Annotated in this window: 1 protein-coding gene (cut by a window edge); it reads left to right on the top strand. The window is 71.7% G+C overall.

Going from position 1 to position 25,751, the window contains the following annotated elements; genetic code table 11:
- The first annotated feature begins 11 nt into the window (after window positions 1–11).
- A protein-coding gene (locus OG936_RS38395; RefSeq protein WP_331755246.1) for a type I polyketide synthase crosses the window boundary here: on the top strand, window positions 12–25,751 show its 5' portion. Its footprint extends 5,688 nt past the window's final position; the window shows 25,740 of its 31,428 coding nt (coding positions 1–25,740); its start codon is at window positions 12–14; the stop codon falls past the right edge of the window.

Consider the following 25,751-nt stretch of genomic DNA (forward strand, 5'->3'; position numbering starts at 1 on the left):
GGACAACGGCCATGGCGGATGAAGCACAGCTCCTCAACCAGCTGAAGTGGATGACCACGGAGCTGCGCCAGGCCCAGCGCTCGCTGCGCCAGGTCGAGGAACGCGAACACGAGCCGATCGCGGTCGTCGGTGTCAGTTGCCGCTTCCCCGGCGGGGTCCGGTCCCCGGAAGACCTGTGGCGGCTGGTCCGCGACGGTGTCGACGGCATCGGCGACTTCCCTGACAACCGTGGCTGGAGCGAGGAGGGCGACTTCGTCCGCCAAGGCGGATTCCTCCACGACGCCGACCGGTTCGACGCGTCCATGTTCGGGATCTCGCCGCGCGAGGCGCTCGCCATGGACCCGCAGCAGCGACTGCTCATGGAGTCGGCCTGGGAGGTCTTCGAGTCCGCCGGGATCGACCCGCGGTCGCAGCGGCGTACCCGGACCGGCGTGTACGTCGGTACGAACGGCCAGGACTACGCAACGCTGCTGAACGCCGACGAGGCGGAGGGATACGTCTCCACCGGCGCCAGCGCCAGCGTGATCTCCGGCCGCGTGGCGTACGCGTTCGGGCTGGAGGGCCCGGCCGTCACCGTCGACACGGCGTGTTCGTCGTCGCTGGTAGCGCTCCACCTGGCGTCGCGTGCGCTGCGATCGGGAGAGTGCGGACTGGCCCTGGCCGGCGGTGTGACGGTGATGTCCACCCAGGCCGCCTTCGTGGAGTTCGACCGGCAGGACGGCCTGGCGTCGGACGGCCGATGCAAGGCGTTCGCGGCGGGGGCCGACGGCACCGGCTGGGGCGAGGGCGTCGGCCTGCTGCTGCTGGAGCGGTTGTCGGATGCCGAGCGCAACGGGCACAAGATCCTCGCCGTGGTGCGGGGTACTGCCGTCAACCAGGACGGTGCGTCGAACGGTCTGACGGCGCCGAACGGTCCGTCGCAACAGCGGGTGATCCGCCAGGCGCTGGCGAATGCCCGGCTGACGGGTGCGGACGTGGATGTCGTGGAGGCGCACGGGACGGGCACCCGGCTGGGTGATCCGATCGAGGCGCAGGCGCTGCTGGCGACCTACGGCCAGGAGCGCGGCGAGGCCGGCGAGCCGCTGTGGCTGGGCTCGGTGAAGTCCAACATCGGCCACACGCAGGCGGCCGCGGGTGTCGCGGGCCTGATCAAGATGATCATGGCGATGCGGCACGGTGTGCTGCCCGCCACCCTGCACGTGGACGAGCCGTCGCCGCAGGTGGACTGGTCGGCCGGTGCGGTGGAACTGCTGACGGAGTCCCGGGACTGGCCCTCGGTGGAGCGCCCGCGGCGCGCGGGTGTGTCGTCGTTCGGGATCAGTGGCACGAATGCGCATGTGATCCTGGAGCAGGCTCCGGAGCCCGTCGTCGAGGGGGAGCCGGCTGCCGCGCCGCGACAGGCGCCGGGTCAGGTGCCGTGGGTGGTGTCGGCGAAGTCCGACGCTGCGTTGCGGGCGCAGGTGGAGCGGTTGACGTCGTTCGTGGCGTCGCGGCCGGAGCTGGATCCGGTGGATGTGGGCTGGTCGCTGGCGACGACCCGTGCCGGGCTGGAGCATCGTGCGGTGCTGGCGGGAGGCGGGACGCTCGCCGAGGGCGTGGCGGCCGAGGGCCGGACCGCGTTCCTGTTCACGGGGCAGGGTTCGCAGCGTGCGGGCATGGGCCTGGGGCTGTACGAGGCGTTCCCGGTGTTCGCCGAAGCGTTCGACGCGGTGTGCGCGCGGATGGATGCCCGGCTGGAGCGCCCGCTGCGGGAGGTTCTGACCGACGGCGTGGACCTGGACCGGACCGGCTGGGCGCAGGCGGGGCTGTTCGCCCTTGAGGTGGCGCTGTTCCGGCTGGTGGAGTCGTGGGGCGTGAGCCCGGATGTGTTGCTCGGGCACTCGCTGGGTGAGATCAGTGCGGCGCATGTCGCGGGGATCCTCGACCTGGACGATGCGTGTGTGCTGGTGGCGGAGCGGGGCCGGCTGATGCAGGCGCTGCCCGCGGGCGGCGGCATGCTCGCTGTCCAGGCGACGGAGGCGGATGTCGCAGACTCCGGTCTCGACGTCGCGGCCGTCAACGGCCCGAACTCTGTCGTCCTGTCGGGCGCGGTCGAGGCTGTCGAGCGGTATGCCGCCGCATGCGCGGACCGTGGCCTGCGGGTCCGGGTCCTGTCGGTGTCGCACGCGTTCCACTCGGCGCTGATGGAGCCGATGCTGGACGAGTTCGCGACCGTGCTGGACGGTCTGACCTTCCACCCGGCGCGGATTCCTGTCGTGTCGAACGTGACGGGTGCGGTGGCCGAGCCGGGTGCCATGCAGGACCCGGGGTACTGGCTGAGCCAGGTCCGGCAGGCGGTCCGGTTCGCCGACGGTGTTGCGGCGCTCGACGCGATGGGCGTGACCCGCTACTTGGAGCTGGGTCCGGACGGTGTGCTGTCGGGCATGGCCCAGGAGACGGCCGCCGAAGCGGAGTTCGTCCCTGTCCTGCGCAAGGACCGGGACGAGGCCGGCAGTGCGCTGACCGCGGCCGGTCGTCTGTGGGCGACCGGTGCCGAAGTCGACTGGACGAAGGTGTTCGCCGCCTGGGGCGGCCGGACGGTCGACCTGCCGACGTATGCCTTCCAGGGCGAGCGGTACTGGCCGCGACCGAACACGAACGCCGGGGATCTGGCCGCTGTCGGTCTGGTGAGTGCGGGCCACGCGCTGCTGGGTGCCACAGTTGCCCTTGCCGACGGGGATGCGGTCGTGCTGACCGGCCGCCTCGCTCTCGGAGCACAGCCCTGGCTCGGCGACCACGTCGTGCTGGACCAGGTCGTGGTCCCGGGTGCGGCGTTGGTGGAGATGGTGCTGCGGGCGGGGCAGGAGGTTGGCTGCGGTCTGCTGCGGGAGCTGGTGCTGCGGGCGCCGTTGGTGCTGCCGGAGTCCGGTGGTGTGCAGGTTCAGGTGCGGGTCGAGGGGCCGGATGCCTCGGGTGACCGGCCGGTGCATGTCCATGGGTGTGTCGAGGGCGCGGAGGAGTGGACGTTGCATGCGTCGGGCTTCCTCGCTGTGTCGCAGACGCGGGTGCCTGAGTTCGGTTTGAGTGTGTGGCCTCCGCAGGGTGCGGTTGCGGTGGAGGTCGACGGGTTCTACGAGTCGTTGGCCGGGGTGGGCTTCGGTTACGGTTCGGTGTTCCAGGGGGTGCGGGCGGCCTGGCGTGACGCGTCCGGTGTGTATGCGGATCTGGTGTTGCCGGAGCCGGGTGTGGGGCAGGTCGACGCGTTCGGTATTCATCCGGCGCTGCTGGATGCCGCGTTGCATCCGGCGAATCTCCTGTCCCAGGGCTCCGGCAAGTCCGGAGAGCCGGGGGAGTCGGGGCCGCGGTTGCCGTTCGCGTGGTCGGGTGTGGAGTTGTTCGCGGTCGGGGCGACCGTGCTGCGGGTGGCGATCCGTCCCGAGGGCGAGAGCATCACGGTTCAGGCGGCGGACGGCACGGGTGCGCCGGTCGCTCTCGTGCGTTCGTTGATGTCGCGTGCGGTGTCGGCCGGGCAGTTGTCGGCGTCCGGGGGCGTGGCGGACGACGCGCTGTTCGCCGTGGAATGGGTGCCGGTTCCGGTATCACCTGGGATCACCGCTGTCACCGAAGAGGACTCGGCGGAGGCTGCGGCGTGGACGGTGCTGCCGGCCGGTGACGGTCCGGTGGAGCAGGTCCTCGGCGAGGTGCTGCGTGGTGTGCAGGAGTGGCTGTCGGACGAGAGCACGTTCGGCTCTCGTCTGGCGGTCGTGACCCGGGGCGCGATGCCCGTGGGCACTGCGGACGTCGTGGACCCGGTGGGTGCGGCGGTGTGGGGTCTGGTGCGCTCGGCGCAGTCGGAGCACCCGGACCGGATCGTGCTCGTCGACACCGACCCGGCATCTGAGGAACAGCTCGACCTGGCCCTCTTGGCCGGTGTCGACGAGCCGCAGGTCGCCCTCCGTGACGGTGTGCTGCTGGCGCCTCGCCTGATGCGCGCCGGAGGCAGCGGGTTGGTGCTGCCCGACGACACCTGGCGCCTTCTGCCTGGGACGGACGGCACGCTGGAGTCCCTCCACCTTGAGGCAGCCGGCTCGCTGCCTCTGGAGTCCGGCCAGGTGCGGGTCGAGATCCGTGCGGCGGGTGTGAACTTCCGGGACGTGCTCCTGGGCCTCGGCATGTATCCGGAGCCCGGCGAGATGGGTGCGGAAGCGGCCGGTGTGGTCGTCGAGGTGGGCCCGGAGGTTGCGGACCTTCACGTCGGGGACCGGGTATTCGGCTTCTTCACCGGTTCGTTCGGTGCTGAGGCGGTGACGGACCGGAAGCAGGTGGTCCGGGTGCCCGAGGGTTGGTCGTGGGCGCAGGCGGCGGCGGTGCCGGTGGTGTTCGCGACGGCCTGGTACGGGCTGCGGGACCTGGCTCAGGTCAAGGCCGGTGAATCCGTGCTGATCCACGCGGCCGCCGGTGGTGTCGGCATGGCCGCCGTCCAACTGGCCCGTCACTGGGGCCTGGAGGTGTATGCCACCGCCAGCCCCGCCAAGTGGCCCACGGTCGTTGCCGCCGGCGTGGATCCCTCGCGGATCGCGTCTTCCCGCGATCTCGACTTCGAAGACCGGATCCGGACCGCGACCGGCGGCAGGGGTGTCGACGTCGTGCTGAACTCGCTTGCGGGCGAGTACGTCGACGCGTCACTGAGGCTGCTGGCCCCCGATGGCCGGTTCCTTGAGATGGGCAAGGCCGACGTCCGGGCCGGCCTCGACGTCCCGTACTTCGCCTTCGATCTGTCGGAGGCGGGTCCGGAGGGTATGGGCCGCATCCTGACCGAGGTCGTCGCGCTGTTCGAGGCGGGTGTGCTCGCACCGCTGCCGTTGACCGTGTGGGACGTGCGTGAAGCGGTCACCGCCTGGCGGCACATGGCCCAGGCCAAGCACATCGGCAAGAACGTCCTCTCCCTCCCTGTTCGCCCGAACTCCGACGGCACGGTGCTGATCACCGGTGGCACGGGAACGCTCGGCGGCCTCCTGGCCCGCCACCTGGTCACCGAGCACGGCGCGCGGAACCTGCTCCTGCTGTCCCGCCAGGGTCCCGACGCTCCTGGCGCAGCCGCTCTCGTCGCGGGACTGGCCGAGCTCGGCGCGCAGGCAGGCATCGTGGCGTGTGACGCGGCCGACCGCGACGGCCTCGCGGCGGTCCTCGACGGCATCCCCGCCGAGGCGCCGCTGACGGGTGTCGTTCACGCGGCGGGTGTCCTCGACGACGGTGTCTTCACCGGGCTGACCCAGGAGCGCCTGGACACCGTCCTGCGCGCCAAGGCCACCGCCGCCACCAACCTCGACGAGCTGACCCGCGGCTCCGACCTGGCGATGTTCGTCCTCTACTCTTCCGCGTCGGCGACCTTCGGCACCCCCGGCCAGGCCAACTACGCGGCCGCCAACGCGTATCTCGACGCCCTCGCTGTCCGTCGGCGTGCGGAGGGGCTGCCTGGTCTCTCGCTGGGCTGGGACATGTGGCAGCAGGCCAGTGCGATGACCGGTCATCTTGAGGACCAGCTCGCGCGCGGGCTGGCCACCGAGCAGGCGCTCGCTCTCTTCGACACCGCACTGCAACGCTCTGCGGCACACCTGGTGCCGGTCAGCCTTGACCTTGCTGCGGTGCGTGCGGCGGGTGAGGTGCCCGCGCTGCTGCGTGGGCTGGTCACCGGGCGGGTGCGGCGTGCGGTCGCGCAGGAGTCCGTGGCCGGTCTGGCGCTGGTGCAGCGGCTGCGGTCCGTCCCCGAGGCCCAGCGGCACCAGCTGCTGCTGGAGCTGGTGCGCGGCAGCGCCGCGACGGTCCTGGGCCACGGTTCGACGGACGCGGTCGGTGAGCGTCAGGCGTTCAAGGAGCTGGGCTTCGACTCGCTCACCGCGGTGGAACTGCGTAATCGGCTGACTGCCGCCACCGGCCTGCGGCTGTCCGCGACGCTCGCGTTCGACTACCCCACCCCGGCTGTTCTCAGTGACCATCTGCTGGCGCAGTTCTTCGGCGAGTTGGACACCGCCGCAGAACCGGAGCCCCGGCTCACCCTGACCGGAACCGACGAGCCGATCGCGATCGTGGGCATGGCCTGCCGGTTCCCCGGCGGGGTCATGTCGCCCGAGCACTTGTGGGACCTGGTCGCCGACGGAGCAGACGGCATGTCGCCGTTCCCGACGGATCGCGGCTGGCCTGCCGATCTCGCGGGCCGATCCGCCGGGGTGGGCGGCTTCGTCCATGACGCGGACGGCTTCGACGCCGAGCTGTTCGGCATCTCGCCGCGTGAGGCCGTCGCCATGGACCCCCAGCAGCGGCTGGCGCTCGAGTCGGCGTGGGAGACCTTCGAGACCGCGGGAATGGATCCCCGTTCGCTGCGCGGCCGGAGCATCGGCGTGTTCGCCGGCGCGGCCTCCTCGGGGTACGGCATGAACGCACGGCTGCCCGAGGGCGCCGACGGACACCAGCTGACCGGAAGCACGACCAGCGTGATCTCCGGCCGTATCGCCTACTCCTTCGGGCTGGAGGGCCCGGCGGTGACGGTGGACACCGCGTGCTCGTCGTCGCTGGTGGCTCTGCACCTGGCCACGCAGGCGCTGCGCGCCGGCGAGTGTGACATGGCACTGGCCGGTGGTGTCACGGTGATGGTCACGCCGGGCATGATCGCAGAGTTCGACCGGCAGGACGGGCTGGCCGGCGACGGCCGGTGCAAGGCGTTCTCCTCGGCGGCCGACGGCACCGGCTGGTCCGAGGGCGTGGGTCTGCTGCTCGTGGAGCGGTTGTCGGACGCGGAGCGCAACGGGCACCAGGTGCTGGCGGTGGTGCGGGGCAGTGCGATCAATCAGGACGGTGCGTCGAACGGTCTGACGGCGCCGAACGGGCCCTCGCAGCAGCGGGTCATCCGTCAGGCGCTCGCCAACGCCCGGCTCACCGGCGCGGACGTGGACGTGGTCGAGGCACACGGCACCGGTACGCGTCTCGGTGACCCGATCGAGGCAGGTGCCCTGCTGGCGACCTACGGCCGCGAACGCGGTGAGGGCGGCGAGCCGTTGTGGCTGGGGTCGGTGAAGTCGAACATCGGTCACACGCAGTCCGCTGCGGGTGTCGCGGGTGTGATCAAGATGGTGATGGCGCTGCGGCACGGGGTGCTGCCGGCGACGTTGCATGTGGACGAGCCGTCGGCGGAGGTGGACTGGTCGGCGGGTGCGGTGGAGCTGCTGACGGAGTCCCGGGACTGGCCCGAGGTGGAGCGTCCGCGGCGTGCGGCGGTGTCGTCCTTCGGGATCAGCGGTACCAACGCCCACGTGATCCTGGAGCAGGCCCCGGTCGGGGCCTCGGTTCGGGAAGCTGCTGCGGTCTCTCCTGTTTCGGTTCCGGGTGTGTCGGCGTGGGTGGTGTCGGCGAAGTCCGAGGCCGCGTTGCGGGCGCAGGTGGAGCGGCTGACCTCGTTCGTCGCGGAGCGGCCGGAGCTGGACCCGGTGGACGTGGGCTGGTCGCTGGCGACGACGCGGGCTGCGTTGGAGCATCGTGCGGTGGTCGTGGGGGAGGGCCGGGAGGAGTTGCTGGCCGGGCTGTCCGTGGCCGCGTCGGCTACCGCCGTGTCCGGTGGTGTGGTGTTCGTTTTCCCGGGTCAGGGCTCGCAGTGGGTGGGCATGGCGCGGGAGTTGTGGGATGCCTCGCCGGTGTTCCGGGAGCGGCTGAAGGAGTGCGGGACCGCACTGGCTCCGTTTGTGGACTGGTCGTTGACCGATGTGTTGTTGCGGGATGGTGATGTGGACCGGGTGGATGTGGTCCAGCCGGTGCTGTGGGCGGTGATGGTGTCCCTGGCGGAGGTGTGGCGTTCGGCGGGTGTGGTGCCGTCCGCGGTGGTGGGTCATTCGCAGGGTGAGATCGCTGCGGCGTGTGTGGCGGGCTGGTTGTCGCTGGACGATGCGGCGCGGGTGGTGGCCTTGCGGTCGCAGGCTTTGGTGGCGGTGGCCGGTGGTGGGGGCATGGTGTCCGTGGCTGCCGGCCGGGAAGCGGTCGAGGGCCTGATGCCGGGCACGGTGTCGGTGGCGGCCGTGAACGGTCCGTCGTCCATTGTCGTCTCCGGCGACGCAGAGTCCCTCGGCTCCTTCATGGCCGAGTGCGAACGCCAGGGCATCCGCACGCGCCGCATTCCGGTGGACTACGCGTCGCACTCGCCGGAGATGGACCGGCTCCGGGAGCGGATCCTGGCCGACCTGGCCGGGCTGACTCCGGCCACCGGCACGGTTCCGATGCTGTCCACCCTGACCGGCGAGACCGTCGACGGTGGATTGGACGCCCGGTACTGGTTCGACAACCTGCGCTCCACGGTCGAGTTCGAGACCGCGATCCGTGCCCTCCTCGGACAGGGGATGCGCACCTTCGTCGAGGTCAGCGCCCACCCCGTACTCACGGTGGGCATCGAGGAGACCATCGACGCGACCGGGGCCGACGCCACGGCACTCGGCACCCTGCGACGCGACGAGGGCGGCATGCGCCGCCTGCTGACCAGCCTCGGCGAGGCATGGGCCACCGGCGTCGACGTCAACTGGCGGGCGGTGCTCACTGGCCGCCATGTCGCTTTGCCGACCTACGCGTTCCAGCATGAGCGGTACTGGCTGGACGTCCCGTCGCTGCCGGTTCAGGCTGCGGGCGGGGTGGTGGACGCGGTCGAGTCGCGGTTCTGGGATGCCGTGGAGCGTGGTGACCTCGATGAACTCGCGGGCACGCTCCAGCTGTCGGAGGCCCCGCAGTTGCTGGGGTCGGTGGTTCCGGCGCTGGCGTCGTGGCGCCGGGAGCGGAGGCAGCGGTCCGTGATCGACACCTGGCGCTACCAGGTGGTGTGGAAGCCTCTCGAAACGGCCTCTGCCGCACTGCTGTCGGGTACCTGGCTGGTGGTGGGCGACGACGGCAGGGACGTGGCCGGGGCGTTGACGGGCGCGGGTGCCGTAGTGGCGGGCCTGTCGGTGGATGAGGTCGTGGACCGTGCGGGCTTGGCCGGGGCGGTCGCTGCCGTGCCGGATGTGTGCGGTGTGGTGCTGGCGGCTGGCGCGGGGACGGCCGACCGCACTGCTGATGTGGTGGCGGATGAACTCACCCGGGTGACGGTGCTGTTGCAGGCGCTGGGTGATGCCGGGGTGGACGCGCCGTTGTGGGTGCTCACGCGGGGTGCGGTCGCTGTCGGTGCGTCGGACCGGGTGCTGGATCCGGTGCAGGCCGCGGTGTGGGGTCTGGGCCGGGTCGCGGCGCTGGAGTTCCCGCAGCGCTGGGGCGGCATGATCGACCTGCCCGAGACCCTGGACACTCGTGCGGGCGCCCGCCTCGCGGCCGTCCTGACCACCGGTGACGGTGAGGACCAGACCGCCGTGCGTGGCTCCGGTGTCTACGCCCGGCGTTTGGTCCGGGCAGCGGCGACTGATGCGGCGGGCGAGGGATGGCAGCCCTCAGGAACCGTGCTGGTCACGGGTGGTACCGGGGCGCTGGGCGCTGAGGTTGCGCGGTGGCTGGCGGGTCGGGGTGTGCCGCATCTGGTGCTGACCAGCCGCCGAGGGACCGCCCCGGACGGCCTGGTCGAGGAGCTGGCAGCGCTCGGGTCCCGGGTCACCGTGGCCGCGTGCGATGTCGCCGACCGGGATGCGCTCGCCGAGGTCATCGCCGCTGTTCCGGCAGATGCTCCGCTCACCGGTGTGGTGCATGCGGCCGGTGTCGGAGACACGCAGATGCTGGAGGCCGCCGACCGGGACACCACGGCTGCGGTGATCGGCGCGAAGATCGACGGGGTCGCACACCTGGAGGCCCTGACCGCGGATCTTCCGCTCGACCTGTTCGTCGTCTTCTCTTCCGGCGCCGCAGTGTGGGGTGGTGCGGGTCAGGGCGCCTACGCCGCGGCGAACGCGTTCCTCGACGCCTGGGCGGCCGAGCGCCGTGAACGCGGCCTGTCCGCCACATCCGTGGCCTGGGGCCCCTGGGACGGTGCCGGTATGGCCGTCCAGGGTGAGACCCAGCAGCTCCTGCGCCGACGCGGCATGGCCCCGATGAACCCCGAACTCGCCATGCGCACCCTCGCGGCAGCCGTCGATGCCGGGGAGTCGGGACTGACCGTCGCCGACATCGACTGGCCCACGTTCACAGCCTCGTTCACCGCCATCCGCCCCAGCCAACTCCTCGCCGACCTCCCCGAAGCCACCACCCCGGACACGTCGTCATCGTTCGAGGAGGACGGCGGAGCAGCCGGTCTGCGCCGGCAACTCGCAGGGACAGCGGCCGCGCAGCGCCGGCAGGTGGTGCTGGACGTCGTGCGCACCCACGCCGCGGCCGTCCTCGGGCACGCGGACGGGGAGTCCGTGGAAGCCGGCCGGGCCTTCCGCGACCTCGGATTCGACTCCCTGATGGCAGTCGAGGTCCGCAACCGTCTCCAGTCGGTCACCGGACTCAGGCTGCCGGCCACCCTCGTCTTCGACCACCCCACACCCCTCGTCCTGACCGACTTCCTGCTCACCGAACTCTCGGACATCGCCCCCGGCACAGCGTCGCAGGCCCGGGCGGTGGCAGCCGCCGGCGGCGTCGACGAGCCGGTTGCCATCGTCGGCATGGCCTGCCGCTTCCCCGGCTCGGTGACCTCCGCCCAGTCCCTGTGGGACCTGGTCGCCGACGCGGGCGACGCGGTGGGGCCGTTCCCCACCGACCGTGGCTGGCCCGCGGGCATCGCCGGCCGGGGCGCGTTCCTCGACCACGCCGACGAGTTCGACGCCGACCTGTTCGGCATCAGCCCCCGAGAAGCCCTCGCCATGGACCCCCAGCAACGACTGCTGCTGGAAACCGCATGGGAAGCGTTTGAGTCCGCCGCCCTCGACCCGGCCGGACTGCGCGGCTCGGCGACCGGCGTGTTCGTCGGTGGCACCACCTCCGGCTACGGCACCGGAACCCAGATCCCCCAAGGCGCCGAAGGACACCTGCTCACCGGCAACGCCACCAGCGTCATGTCCGGACGCGTCTCCTACGCCTTCGGCCTCGAAGGCCCCGCCGTCACCGTCGACACCGCCTGCTCCTCCTCCCTCGTCGCCCTGCACCTGGCGGCGCAGGCGCTGCGGACCGGTGAATGCGACATGGCGCTCGCCGGCGGCGTGACCGTCATGGCCAACCCCGGCGTGTTCGCCGAGTTCGACCGCCAGGGCGGGCTGGCCTCCGACGGCCGGTGCAAGTCGTTCGCCGATTCCTCCGACGGCATGGGCTGGGGCGAAGGCGTCGGCCTGCTCCTCGTCGAACGCCTCTCCGACGCAGAACGTCGCGGACACCGCGTGCTCGCTGTCGTGCGGGGCAGCGCCATCAACCAGGACGGCGCCAGCAACGGCCTGTCGGCGCCGAACGGGCCCTCGCAGCAGCGGGTCATCAGCCAGGCGCTGGCCAACGCCGACCTGACCGGTGCGGACATCGACGTGGTCGAGGCCCACGGCACCGGCACGCGCCTCGGCGACCCGATCGAGGCCCAGGCGCTGCTGGCGACCTACGGCCAAGACCGCGCCGGTCACGAGCCTTTGTGGATCGGCTCGGTCAAGTCCAACATCGCCCACACCCAGGCCGCCGCAGGCGTCGCCGGCGTCATCAAGATGGTCATGGCCCTGCGCCACGGCCTGATGCCCGCCACCCTCCACATCGACGAACCGTCGACCCAGGTCGACTGGACCGCCGGCGGGGTCGAACTCCTCACCCAGGCACGCCCCTGGCCCGAGAACGACGACCGGCCTCGGCGGGCAGGTGTGTCCTCATTCGGTATCAGCGGCACCAACGCCCACATCATCCTCGAACAGGCACCCGCGCCCGAGCCGGTCTCGGATGTGACGAAGCAGCAGACGCCCAGCCTGGTGCCGTGGCTCGTCTCGGCCAAGTCCGACACCGCCCTGCGCGCACAGATCGACAGCCTTCGGACCTTCGTTGCCGACCAGCCCGAACTGGACCCGGTCGACGTGGCCTGGTCGCTCGCGACCAGCCGGGCAGCGTTGGAACACCGCACCGTCCTGGCCGCCGATGGGGAGGTGCTCGCCACAGGCACCACGGGCGAAGGCAAGACCGCGTTCCTGTTCACCGGCCAGGGCTCCCAGCGCGCGGGCATGGGCCTGGGGCTCTACGAGGCGTTCCCCGTCTTCGCCGAAGCGTTCGACGCCGTCTGCGCCCGACTTGATGTCCGGCTGGAGCGCCCGCTGCGGGAGGTTCTGACCGACGGCGCCGACCTCGACCGCACGATGTGGGCTCAGGCGGGGCTGTTCGCGCTCGAAGTCGGCCTGTTCCGGCTGGTGGAGTCCTGGGGCGTGACCCCGGATGTGCTGCTGGGGCACTCGCTGGGTGAGATCAGTGCGGCGCATGTCGCGGGGATCCTCGACCTGGACGACGCGTGTGTGCTGGTGGCGGAGCGGGGCCGGCTGATGCAGGCGCTGCCCGCGGGTGGCGGGATGCTCGCTGTTCAGGCGACGGAGGCCGAGGTCGCCGACTCCGGTCTGGACGTCGCGGCGGTGAACGGCCCCAACTCCGTTGTGCTCTCGGGTGACCTGGACGCTGTGGAGCGCTACGCCGCCGAGTGCGCGGACCGTGGCCTGCGGTTCAACGTCCTGTCGGTGTCGCACGCCTTCCACTCGGCCCTGATGGAACCGATGCTGGACGAGTTCGCGAACGTCCTGAACGGCCTGACGTTCCACCCCGCACACATCCCGGTGGTCTCGAACCTCACCGGAGCCGTTGCCGAGCCGGGTGCCATGCAGCAGCCCGCGTACTGGCTGCACCAGGTCCGCGGCACGGTCCGCTTCGCCGACGGCGTCACCACCCTCCAGACCATGGGCGTGACCCGCTACCTCGAACTCGGCCCCGACGGTGTCCTGTCGGGCATGGCCCAGGACACCGCCACCGCCACCGGTGCCGTGTTCGTCCCCGTTCTGCGCAAAGACCGCGACGAGAGTGACACCGTCCTGACCGCCGTGAGTCGACTGTGGACCTGCGGTGTCGAGGTCGACTGGCGCGCGGTGTTCGCCGGCTGGGGCGGCCGGACGGTCGACCTGCCCACCTACCCCTTCCAGCGACAGCGGTACTGGCCCGAGCCGATCGCCGCACCCACCAGCGGCGAGGTGGCCGAGACCGGATTCTGGGACGCGGTCGAACGCGAAGACCTCCAGCAACTGGCCACCGAACTCGAACTCACCGAACCCCCGGCCTCCCTGGGCCAGGTCCTGCCCGTGCTCGCCACCTGGCGACGCCGCCGACGCGAACGCTCCGTGATCGACTCCTGGCGCTACCAGGTCGCCTGGAAACCCCTCACCACCCTCCCCACCACACCCACCCTCACCGGCACATGGATCCTCGCCACCACCGGCGACCCCACCACCACCACCGCCACCATCACGGCCGCTCTCACCGGAGCCGGTGCCACCGTCCTCACCCTCCCCCTCGACACCCCCCACGACAACGCCACGGCCACACGCCACGAACGGAAAGCGGCACTCGAACACCTCGCCGCCCAGGCCCCCGACCTGTCCGGCATCCTGCTCCTCGCCGACACCCTCACCAACCAGCCCGCACACGACGGCATCCCCGCACCCCTCGCCGGCGTGCTGACCCTGCTCCAGGCACTCACCGACACCCACCTCACCGCCCCCCTGTGGGTGACCACCCGCGGCGCCGTGTCCACCACGGCATCGGACCCGCTGACCAACCCGGCCCAGGCCACCATCTGGGGCATGGGCCGCGTCGCCGCACTCGAAGCACCCCACGTCTGGGGCGGCCTCATCGACCTCCCCGCAACAACCGACACCCACCCCACAACCGACACGAACACGGCAGCACGCCTCGTCGGCGTCCTCGCCGACGGCCGCGAGGACCAGGTCGCCGTCCGCGACTCCGGGCTCCACGGCCGGCGCGTCCTGCACGCCCCGACCACCACACCGCCCACCACCCCGTGGACCCCCACCGGGACCGTCCTGATCACCGGCGGCACCGGCGCCCTCGGCACCGTCGTGGCCCGCTGGCTCGCCCACCGCGGCACCCCCCACCTGGTCCTCACCAGCCGCAGCGGCAACGCCCCCGACGGCCTGACCGAAGAACTCGCCCGCCTCGGCACCCAGGTCACCGTCGCCGCCTGCGACGTCACCGACCGCGACGCCCTCGCCGAAGTCATCGCCCGCATCCCCACTCACACACCACTGACCGGCATCGTGCACGCCGCCGGCATCGGGAACTCGGCAGGGCTGGAGCAGACCACCGCCGCGGCGTTCGCGGACGCGGTGCGGGCCAAGGTCGAGGGCACGGTCCTGCTGGACGAACTGACGTCGGGCCTGCGGATCGACCTCTTCGTCGTCTTCTCGTCGATCGCCGCCACCTGGGGCAGCGGCGGCCAGGCCGCCTACGCGGCCGGCAACGCCTTCCTCGACGCCTGGATCCAGCACCGCCACGACCGCGGACTCCCCGGCACATCCCTGGCCTGGGGCCCCTGGGCCGAGGTGGGCATGGCCACCGAGGGCGAGACGGAGGAGTACCTGCGTCGGCGTGGGCTGCACACGATGGATCCGGAGCTCGCGATGCGGGCACTGGCCCAGGCGATCGACTCGGGACCGGGCACGCTGACGGTGGCCGACGTCGACTGGCCCACCTTCCTGCCCGCCTTCACCTCGGCACGGCGCAGTGCGCTGCTCGGCGACCTGCCCGAGGCGGCCGCCCTGGCCGACACCGCCCCGGGCGGCGCTCCCGGCGCGGAGTCGCCGCTGCGTCAGGAACTCACGTCGATGCCCCAGGAGCGGCAGCAGGAGAGGCTGCTGGAGCTGGTGCGGGAGCAGGCTTCGAGCGTGCTGGGGCACTCCGCCGCGCAGGCGGTCGAACCCGGGCGGGCGTTCCGTGACCTGGGCTTCGACTCGCTGATGGCGATCGAACTGCGCAACCTGCTGTCCTCGCACACCGGGACGACTCTGCCCGCGACGCTGGCGTTCGACTACCCCACGCCGCGAGTGCTGGCGGAGTACCTCCAGGCCCAGCTTCTCGGCGCGGACCGGCCCGCGGAAATGGTGCCGGCCCGGGCGGGCGCGGCCGACGAGCCGATCGCGATCGTGGGCATGGCCTGCCGCTACCCGGGTGGAGTCGACTCGCCGGAGCGGTTGTGGGACCTGGTCGCCGGCGGGACGGACGGCATGTCGGTGTTCCCGGCGGACCGCGGCTGGCCGGCCGATGTGGCCGAGGCGGCCGGTGGCATGGGCGGGTTCGTCCATGACGCGGCCGGGTTCGACGCGGGCCTGTTCGGGATCTCGCCGCGTGAGGCGCTGGCGATGGACCCGCAGCAGCGGCTGCTGCTGGAGGCCGCATGGGAGACGTTCGAGTCGGCGGGAATGGACCCGCGTGCGCAACGAGGCCGCAGCGTGGGCGTGTTCGCCGGCGCGTCCTCGTCCGGATACGGCTACGGCGGTGTCCCAGGATCCGACGGTCACCTGCTGACCGGTACGGCGAACAGCGTGATCTCCGGCCGGGTGGCGTACGCGTTCGGACTCGAGGGTCCGGCGGCCACGATCGACACGGCGTGTTCGTCGTCGCTGGTCGCCCTGCACTGGGCGGCACAGGCACTTCGGGGGGGCGAGTGCGACCTGGCGCTGGCGAGCGGCGTGACCGTGATGGCCACGGCGAACGTGTTCACCGAGTTCGACCGGCAGGACGGGCTGGCGTCGGACGGCCGGTGCAAGTCGTTCGCCTCGGCGGCCGACGGGACCGGCTGGGCCGAGGGCGTCGGTGTCCTGATGCTGGAGCGGTTGTCGGATGCTGAGCGCAACGGGCACAAGATCCTCGCGGTGGTGCGCGGCAGTGCCGTCAACCAGGACGGTGCGTCCAACGGTCTGACGGCGCCGAACGGCCCCTCGCAGCAGCGGGTGATCCGCCAGGCTCTGGCGAACGCCCGGCTTTCCGGCGTCGATGTCGATGTCGTCGAGGCGCATGGCACCGGCACCCGGCTGGGTGACCCGATCGAGGCGCAGGCGCTGCTGGCGACCTACGGCCAGGAGCGCGGCGACGCCGGCGAGCCCCTGTGGCTGGGCTCGGTGAAGTCCAACATCGGTCACACGCAGGCCGCCGCAGGTGTCGCGGGCGTGATCAAGATGATCATGGCCATGCGGCACGGCGTGCTGCCCGCCACGCTGCACGTCGACGAGCCGTCGCCGCAGGTGGACTGGTCCGCCGGTGCGGTGGAACTGCTGACGGAGTCGCGTGCCTGGCCCACGGTGGAGCGTCCGCGGCGTGCGGGTGTGTCGTCGTTCGGGATCAGCGGGACGAACGCCCACGTAATTCTGGAGCAGGCACCGGAAGCGGAGCCGGCACTGGAGCCCGCCCCGATCGACCTGCAGACGTGGACCCCGCAGGCGGTCCCGTGGGTGGTGTCGGCGAAGTCCGAGCCTGCACTGCGGGCTCAGGTGGAGCGGCTGAGGTCGTTCGCCGCGGAGCGGCCGGAGCTGGATCCGGTGGACGTGGGCTGGTCGCTGTCCACGACCCGTGCCGCGCTGGAGCATCGTGCGGTGCTGGCGGGGGAAACGACGCTCGCCGAGGGCGTGGCGGCCGAGGGCCGGACCGCGTTCCTGTTCACGGGGCAGGGGTCGCAGCGTGCGGGCATGGGGCTGGGGCTCTACGAGGCGTTCCCCGTCTTCGCCGAAGCCTTCGACGCGGTGTGCGCGCGGATGGATGCCCGGCTGGAGCGCCCGCTGCGGGAGGTTCTGACCGACGGCGTCGACCTGGACCACACGATGTGGGCACAGGCCGGCCTCTTCGCCCTCGAAGTCGCCCTGTTCCGTCTGGTGGAGTCGTGGGGCGTGAGCCCGGATGTGCTCCTCGGCCACTCGCTGGGCGAGATCAGCGCCGCGCACGTTGCCGGGATCCTCGACCTGGACGATGCGTGCGTGCTGGTGGCGGAGCGGGGCCGGCTGATGCAGGCGCTGCCCGCGGGCGGCGGCATGCTCGCCGTGCAGGCGACCGAGGCCGAGGTCGTCGGCTCCGGCCTGGACGTCGCGGCCGTCAACGGCCCGAACTCCGTCGTCCTGTCGGGCGCGGTCGAGGCTGTCGAGCAGTATGCCGCGGAGTGCGCCGAGCGCGGCGTGCGGTTCAACGTCCTGTCGGTGTCGCACGCGTTCCACTCGGCTCTGATGGAGCCGATGCTGGACGAGTTCGCGGCCGTGCTGGACGGTCTGACCTTCCACCCGGCGCAGATTCCTGTCGTGTCGAACCTGACGGGTGCGGTGGCCGAGCCGGGTGCCATGCAGCAGCCGGCGTACTGGCTGCGTCAGGTGCGGCAGGCGGTCCGGTTCGCCGACGGTGTCGCCACGCTCGACGCGATGGGCGTGACGCGGCACGTCGAGCTGGGTCCGGACGGTGTGCTGTCGGGCATGGCTCAGGAGACGGTCTCCGACGCCGTGTTCGTGCCTGTGCTGCGCAAGGACTGCGACGAGACCGACACCGCCCTGACCGCCGTGAGTCGTCTGTGGGCCTGCGGCGCGGACGTCGACTGGCGCGCGGTGTTCGCCGGCTGGGGCGGCCGGACGGTCGACCTGCCGACGTATGCCTTCCAGCGCGAGCGCTACTGGCCGCAGCCGGGCGTACTCGGCGCGGACGCGGGCGCACTGGGCATCCAGGGAGCCGAGCACGCGCTGCTCGGCTCCGTGGTGGCCCTCGCCGACGCGGACAGCGTGCTCCTCACCGGCCGTCTCTCCATGGATACTCAGCCGTGGCTGGCCGATCATGTGGTGTCGGGGCATGTGGTGGTGCCTGGGACCGCGTTGGTGGAGATGGTGCTGCGGGCGGGGCAGGAGGTGGGCTGCGGTCTGTTGCGGGAGCTGGTGCTGCGGGCTCCGCTGGTGCTGCCGGAGTCCGGTGGTGTGCAGGTTCAGGTGCGGGTCGAGGGCCCGGATGCTTCGGGCGACCGGCCGGTGCATGTCCATGCCCGTGCCGAGGGCGTGGACGAATGGACGCTGCACGCGTCCGGTTCGCTGGCGGAGCAGGCTGCTTCGGGGGCGGGTTTCGAGCTGAGTGTGTGGCCTCCGCAGGGTGCGGAGGCGGTGGACGTCGACGGGTTCTACGAGGCGCTGGCGGGTGCGGGCTTCGGTTACGGTCCGGCGTTCCAGGGCGTCCAGGCGGCCTGGCGGGACGCTTCCGGTGTCTACGCCGAGGTCACATTCGCGGAGTCGGTGGACGGGTTCGGTATCCACCCCGCCCTCTTCGACGCGGCACTGCACCCCTCCGGGCTGGTCCCGAGTGCCGACGCTGAAGCGAGTGGGCCGCGGTTGCCGTTCGCGTGGTCGGGTGTGGAGTTGTTCGCGGTCGGGGCGACCGCGCTGCGGGTGGCGATCCGTCCCGAGGGCGAAGGCTTCACGGTTCAGGCGGCGGACGGGACCGGTGCGCCGGTCGCGGTGGTCCGTTCGCTGGTGTCGCGTGCGGTGTCGGCGGAGCAGTTGTCGGCGTCCGGGAATGCGGCGGACGACGCGCTCTTCGCGGTCGAGTGGGTCGCGCTCCCGCCCGGCGGTGCTTCCGGTGAGACGGCGTGGACGGTGCTGCCGGCCGGCGACGGCCCGGTGGAGCAGGTCCTCGGCGAGGTGCTGCGTGGTGTGCAGGAGTGGCTGGCGGACGAGAGCACGTTCGGTTCGCGTCTGGCGGTCGTGACCCGGGGAGCCATGCCCGCGGGTCCTGGCCGTGCCGTGGACCCGGTGGGTGCGGCGGTATGGGGTCTGGTGCGCTCGGCGCAGTCCGAGCACCCGGACCGCATCGTGCTCGTCGACACCGACCCGGCATCTGAGGAACAGCTCGACCTGGCCCTCTTGGCCGGTGTCGACGAGCCGCAGGTCGCCATCCGTCAGGGTGCGCTGCTGGCGCCCCGCCTGATGCGCGCCGGAGGAGGCAGTGGACTGGTGCTGCCCGACGACACCTGGCGCCTTCTGCCGGGCACCGACGGGACTCTGGAGTCTCTCCACGTCGCCGCCGCCGACGTGCAGGAGCCGGGCCCCGGCCAGGTGCGGGTGGAGATACGTGCGGCGGGTGTGAACTTCCGGGACGTGCTCCTGGGCCTGGGCATGTATCCCGTTCCCGGCACGATGGGCTCCGAGGCGGCCGGTGTGGTCGTCGAGGTGGGCACGAACGTTGACGATCTTGCTGTCGGTGACCGGGTGTTCGGGTTCTTCGAGGGCGGGTTCGTGACGGAGGCCGTGACCGACCGCCGTCTGCTGGTGCGCGTTCCGTCGGGCTGGTCGTGGGCGCAGGCGGCAGCGGTGCCGCTGGTGTTCGCGACGGCCTGGTACGGACTGCGGGATCTGGCCCAGGTCAAGGCCGGTGAATCCGTGCTGATCCACGCGGCCGCCGGTGGTGTCGGCATGGCCGCCGTCCAACTGGCCCGTCACTGGGGCCTGGAGGTGTATGCCACCGCCAGCCCCGCCAAGTGGCCCACGGTCGTCGCCGCCGGCGTGGATCCCTCGCGGATCGCGTCCTCCCGGGACCTCGACTTCGAAGGCCGGATTCGGACCGCGACCGGCGGTCGTGGTGTCGACGTCGTCCTGAACTCGCTTGCGGGCGAGTTCCTCGACGCGTCCCTGAGGCTGCTGGCCCCCGGCGGTCGGTTCGTCGAGATGGGCAAGACCGACGTCCGGGCCGGCCTCGACGTCCCGTACTACCCGTTCGACCTCACCGACGCAGGTCCCGAGCGTATGGGCCGTATCCTCGCCGAGGTCGTCGCCCTCTTCGAACAGGGCTCCCTCCAGCCACTGCCGCTGACCGTGTGGGACGTGCGTGAAGCGGTCACCGCCTGGCGGCACATGGCCCAGGCCAAGCACATCGGCAAGAACGTCCTCTCCCTCCCGGCCCGCCCGAACCCCGACGGCACCGTACTGATCACCGGCGGCACCGGAACCCTCGGCGGCCTCCTCGCCCGCCACCTCGCCACCGAACACGGCACGAGGAACCTCCTCCTGCTGTCCCGCCAGGGCCCCGACGCCCCCGGCGCAGCCGACCTCGTCACGGAACTCGCCGAACTCGGCGCGCAGGCACGCATCGTGGCCTGCGACGCGGCCGACCGTGATGCCCTCGCGGCGGTCCTCGACGGCATCCCCGCCGAGGCTCCGCTGACGGGTGTAGTCCATGCGGCGGGTGTCCTCGACGACGGTGTCTTCACCGGGCTGACCCAGGAGCGCCTGGACACCGTCCTGCGCGCCAAGGCCACCGCCGCCACCAACCTCGACAAGCTGACCCGCGGCAGCGATCTCGCCATGTTCGTCCTCTACTCCTCGGCGTCGGCGACGTTCGGGAGTCCGGGGCAGGCCAACTACGCGGCCGCGAATGCCTTCCTCGACGCCCTCGCTGTCCGTCGGCGTGCGGAGGGCCTGCCTGGTCTCTCGCTGGGCTGGGACATGTGGCAGCAGGCCAGTGCGATGACCGGTCATCTTGAGGACCAGCTCGCGCGCGGGCTGGCCACCGAGCAGGCGCTCGCCCTCTTCGACACCGCACTGCGACGCTCGGCGGCACACCTGGTGCCGGCCAATCTTGACCTTGCTGCGGTGCGTGCGGCCGGTGAGGTGCCCGCGCTGCTGCGTGGGCTGGTCACCGGGCGGGTGCGGCGGGCGGTCGCGCAGGAGTCCGTGGCCGGTCTGGCGCTGGTGCAGCGGCTGCGGTCCGTCCCCGAGGCCCAGCGGCACCAGATGCTGCTGGAGCTGGTGCGCGGCAGCGCCGCGACGGTCCTGGGCCACGGTTCGACGGACGCGGTCGGTGAGCGTCAGGCGTTCAAGGAGCTGGGCTTCGACTCGCTCACCGCGGTGGAACTGCGTAATCGGCTGACTGCCGCCACCGGCCTGCGGCTGTCCGCGACGCTCGCGTTCGACTACCCCACCCCGGCCGTGCTGAGCGACTACTTGGCCCAGCAGTTCTTCGGCGAGTCGGAGGCGATCGCAGAGTCGGCCCGTCAGCTCACGTCGGACGTGAGCGATGAGCCGCTGGCGATCGTGGGAATGGCCTGCCGTTTCCCGGGGGAGGTCGTGTCCCCCGAGCAGCTGTGGGACATGGTCGCCGACGGGAGGGACGGCATCTCGCCGTTCCCCTTCGACCGTGGCTGGCCGAGCGAGGCGCTCGCTGACATGACGCGACTTGGTGGGTTCGTCCACGGTGCGGACGGCTTCGACGCCGGACTCTTCGAGATCAGCCCTCGTGAGGCGCTGGCGATGGACCCGCAGCAGCGGCTGCTGCTGGAGGCCGCCTGGGAGACGTTCGAGTCGGCCGGAATGGACCCACGGTCGTTCCGTGGCCGGAGCGTCGGCGTGTTCGCCGGCGCGGCGTCGTCCGGCTACGGCGCGGCGGGGATCCCGGGTGCCGAAGGACACATGCTGACCGGTACCGCGAGCAGTGTGATCTCAGGGCGGGTTTCCTACGCGTTCGGGCTGGAGGGCCCGGCGGTGACGGTGGACACAGCGTGTTCGTCGTCGCTGGTGGCGTTGCATCTGGCGGGTCAGGCGCTGCGGTCGGGTGAGTGCGACATGGCGCTGGCCGGTGGTGTGACGGTGATGGCCACACCGGGCGCGTTCATCGAGTTCGACCGGCAGGACGGGCTGGCCGGCGACGGCCGGTGCAAGGCGTTCTCCTCGGCCGCCGACGGCACTGGTTGGTCTGAGGGCGTCGGCCTGGTGATGCTGGAGCGGTTGTCGGACGCGGAGCGCAACGGGCACCAGGTGCTGGCGGTGGTGCGGGGCAGTGCGATCAATCAGGACGGTGCGTCGAACGGTCTGACGGCGCCGAACGGTCCGTCGCAGCAGCGGGTGATCCGTCAGGCGCTGGCGAATGCCCGGCTGACGGGCGCGGACGTGGATGTCGTCGAGGCGCACGGCACCGGTACGCGTCTCGGGGATCCGATCGAGGCGCAGGCGCTGCTGGCGACGTATGGCCAGGACCGTGACGAGGCCGGCGAGCCGCTGTGGCTGGGGTCGGTGAAGTCCAACATCGGTCACACGCAGGCAGCCGCGGGTGTCGCGGGTGTGATCAAGATGGTGATGGCGCTGCGGCACGGTGTGCTGCCGGCGACGTTGCACGTGGACGAGCCGTCGGCGGAGGTGGACTGGTCGGCGGGTGCGGTGGAGCTGCTGACGGAGTCCCGGGCCTGGCCTGCGGTGGAGCGTCCGCGGCGTGCGGGTGTGTCGTCGTTCGGCATGTCGGGTACGAACGCGCACGTGATTCTGGAGCAGGTCCCGCAGCCGGAGGCTGCGGTTGCAGAGACCTCTGTTCCGGGTGTGTCGGCGTGGGTGGTGTCGGCGAAGTCCGAGGCCGCGTTGCGGGCGCAGGTGGAGCGGCTGACCTCGTTCGTCGCGGAGCGGCCGGAGCTGGACCCGGTGGACGTGGGCTGGTCGCTGGCGACGACGCGGGCTGCGTTGGAGCATCGTGCGGTGGTCGTGGGGGAGGGCCGGGAGGAGTTGCTGGCCGGGCTGTCCGTGGCCGCGTCGGCTACCGCCGTGTCCGGTGGTGTGGTGTTCGTTTTCCCGGGTCAGGGCTCGCAGTGGGTGGGCATGGCGCGGGAGTTGTGGGATGCCTCGCCGGTGTTCCGGGAGCGGCTGAAGGAGTGCGGGACCGCACTGGCTCCGTTTGTGGACTGGTCGTTGACCGATGTGTTGTTGCGGGATGGTGATGTGGACCGGGTGGATGTGGTCCAGCCGGTGCTGTGGGCGGTGATGGTGTCCCTGGCGGAGGTGTGGCGTTCGGCGGGTGTGGTGCCGTCCGCGGTGGTGGGTCATTCGCAGGGTGAGATCGCTGCGGCGTGTGTGGCGGGCTGGTTGTCGCTGGACGATGCGGCGCGGGTGGTGGCCTTGCGGTCGCAGGCTTTGGTGGCGGTGGCCGGTGGTGGGGGCATGGTGTCCGTGGCTGCCGGCCGGGAAGCGGTCGAGGGCCTGATGCCGGGCACGGTGTCGGTGGCGGCCGTGAACGGTCCGTCGTCCATTGTCGTCTCCGGCGACGCAGAGTCCCTCGGCTCCTTCATGGCCGAGTGCGAACGCCAGGGCATCCGCACGCGCCGCATTCCGGTGGACTACGCGTCGCACTCGCCGGAGATGGACCGGCTCCGGGAGCGGATCCTGGCCGACCTGGCCGGGCTGACTCCGGCCACCGGCACGGTTCCGATGCTGTCCACCCTGACCGGCGAGACCGTCGACGGTGGATTGGACGCCCGGTACTGGTTCGACAACCTGCGCTCCACGGTCGAGTTCGAGACCGCGATCCGTGCCCTCCTCGGACAGGGGATGCGCACCTTCGTCGAGGTCAGCGCCCACCCCGTACTCACGGTGGGCATCGAGGAGACCATCGACGCGACCGGGGCCGACGCCACGGCACTGGGTACCCTGCGACGCGACGAGGGCGGCATGCGCCGCCTGCTGACCAGCCTCGGCGAGGCGTGGAAGGCGGGTGTCGACGTGGACTGGCGGGCGGTGCTCACCGGCCGCCATGTCGCTTTGCCGACCTACGCGTTCCAGCACCAGCGGTACTGGCCGCAGTCGGTGCCGGGTGGGAGCGGTCAGTTCGCCTCTGGACATGCATTGTTGGGGACCTCGGTCTCGTTGGCCGAGGGCGCCGGCAGTCTTCTGACCGGCTCGCTGTCTGTGGACGCCCAGCCGTGGCTGGCCGATCATGTGGTGTCGGGGCATGTGGTGGTGCCTGGGACCGCGTTGGTGGAGATGGTGCTGCGGGCGGGGCAGGAGGTGGGCTGCGGTCTGTTGCGGGAGCTGGTGCTGCGGGCTCCGCTGGTGCTGCCGGAGTCGGGTGGTGTGCAGGTTCAGGTGCGGGTCGAGGGCCCGGATGCTTCGGGTGACCGGCCGGTGCATGTCCATGCCCGTGCCGAGGGCGTGGACGAATGGACGCTGCACGCGTCCGGTTCGCTGGCGGAGCAGGCTGCTTCGGGGGCGGGTTTCGAGCTGAGTGTGTGGCCTCCGCAGGGTGCGGAGGCGGTGGACGTCGACGGGTTCTACGAGGCGCTGGCGGGTGCGGGCTTCGGTTACGGTCCGGCGTTCCAGGGCGTCCAGGCGGCCTGGCGGGACGCTTCCGGTGTCTACGCCGAGGTGGCGATCGCGGAGTTGGTGGACGGGTTCGGTATCCACCCCGCCCTCTTCGACGCGGCACTGCACCCCTCCGGGCTGGTCCCGAGCGCCGACGCTGAAGCGAGTGGGCCGCGGTTGCCGTTCGCGTGGTCGGGTGTGGAGTTGTTCGCGGTCGGGGCGACCGCGCTGCGGGTGGCGATCCGTCCCGAGGGCGAAGGCTTCACGGTTCAGGCGGCGGACGGGACCGGTGCGCCGGTCGCGGTGGTCCGTTCGCTGGTGTCGCGCGCGGTGTCGGCGGAGCAGTTGTCGGCGTCCGGGAACGCGGCGGACGACGCGCTCTTCGCGGTCGAGTGGGTCGCGCTCCCGCCCGGCGGTGCTTCCGGTGAGACGGCGTGGACGGTGCTGCCGGCCGGTGACGGCCCGGTGGAGCAGGTCCTCGGCGAGGTGCTGCGTGGTGTGCAGGAGTGGCTGGCGGACGAGAGCACGTTCGGTTCGCGTCTGGCGGTCGTGACCCGGGGAGCCATGCCCGCGGGTCCTGGCCGTGCCGTGGACCCGGTGGGTGCGGCGGTATGGGGTCTGGTGCGCTCGGCGCAGTCGGAGCACCCGGACCGCATCGTGCTTGTCGACACCGACCCGGCCACCGACGACCAGGACGTGGACCTGACGCTGCTCGCCGGTCTCGACGAGCCGCAGGTCGCCCTCCGCGACGGTGCGCTGCTGGCGCCCCGCCTGATGCGCGCCGGAGGAGGCAGTGGACTGGTGCTGCCGGACGACACCTGGCAAATGCTGCCTGGGACGGACGGCACGCTGGAGTCCCTCCACATCGAGGCGGTCGATTCGCTGCCTCTGGAGTCCGGCCAGGTGCGGGTCGAGATCCGTGCGGCGGGTGTGAACTTCCGGGACGTGCTCCTGGGACTGGGCATGTATCCGGAACCTGGCGTCATGGGCTCCGAGGCGGCCGGTGTCGTCGTGGAGACCGGTCCCGGTGTCGGCGACCTTGCTGTCGGTGACCGGGTGTTCGGGTTCTTCGACGGTGGGTTCGCCGACGAGGCGGTGGCGGGCCGGGAACTGCTCGTGAAGGTTCCGTCGGGCTGGTCGTGGGCGCAGGCGGCAGCGGTGCCGCTGGTGTTCGCGACGGCCTGGTACGGACTGCGGGACCTGGCCCAGGTCAAGGCCGGTGAATCCGTGCTGATCCACGCGGCCGCCGGTGGTGTCGGCATGGCCGCCGTCCAACTGGCCCGTCACTGGGGCCTGGAGGTGTATGCCACCGCCAGCCCCGCCAAGTGGCCCACAGTCATCGCCGCCGGCGTGGATCCCTCGCGGATCGCGTCCTCCCGGGACCTCGACTTCGAAGACCGGATTCGGACCGCGACCGGCGGTCGCGGTGTCGACGTCGTCCTGAACTCGCTTGCGGGCGAGTTCCTCGACGCGTCCCTGAGGCTGCTGGCCCCCGGCGGCCGGTTCGTCGAGATGGGCAAGACCGACGTCCGGGCCGGCCTCGACGTCCCGTACTACCCGTTCGACCTGTCGGATGCGGGTCCCGAGGGTATGGGCCGCATCCTGACCGAGGTCGTCGCCCTGTTCGAGGCGGGTGTGCTCGCACCGCTGCCGTTGACCGTGTGGGACATGCGTGAAGCGGTCACCGCCTGGCGGCACATGGCCCAGGCCAAGCACACCGGCAAGAACGTCCTCTCCCTCCCCGTCCGCCCCAACCCCGAC

Origin of the sequence: Streptomyces sp. NBC_00846, assembly GCF_045207325.1 — a bacterium.
In the GTDB taxonomy this organism is placed as follows: Bacteria; Actinomycetota; Actinomycetes; order Streptomycetales; family Streptomycetaceae; genus Streptomyces.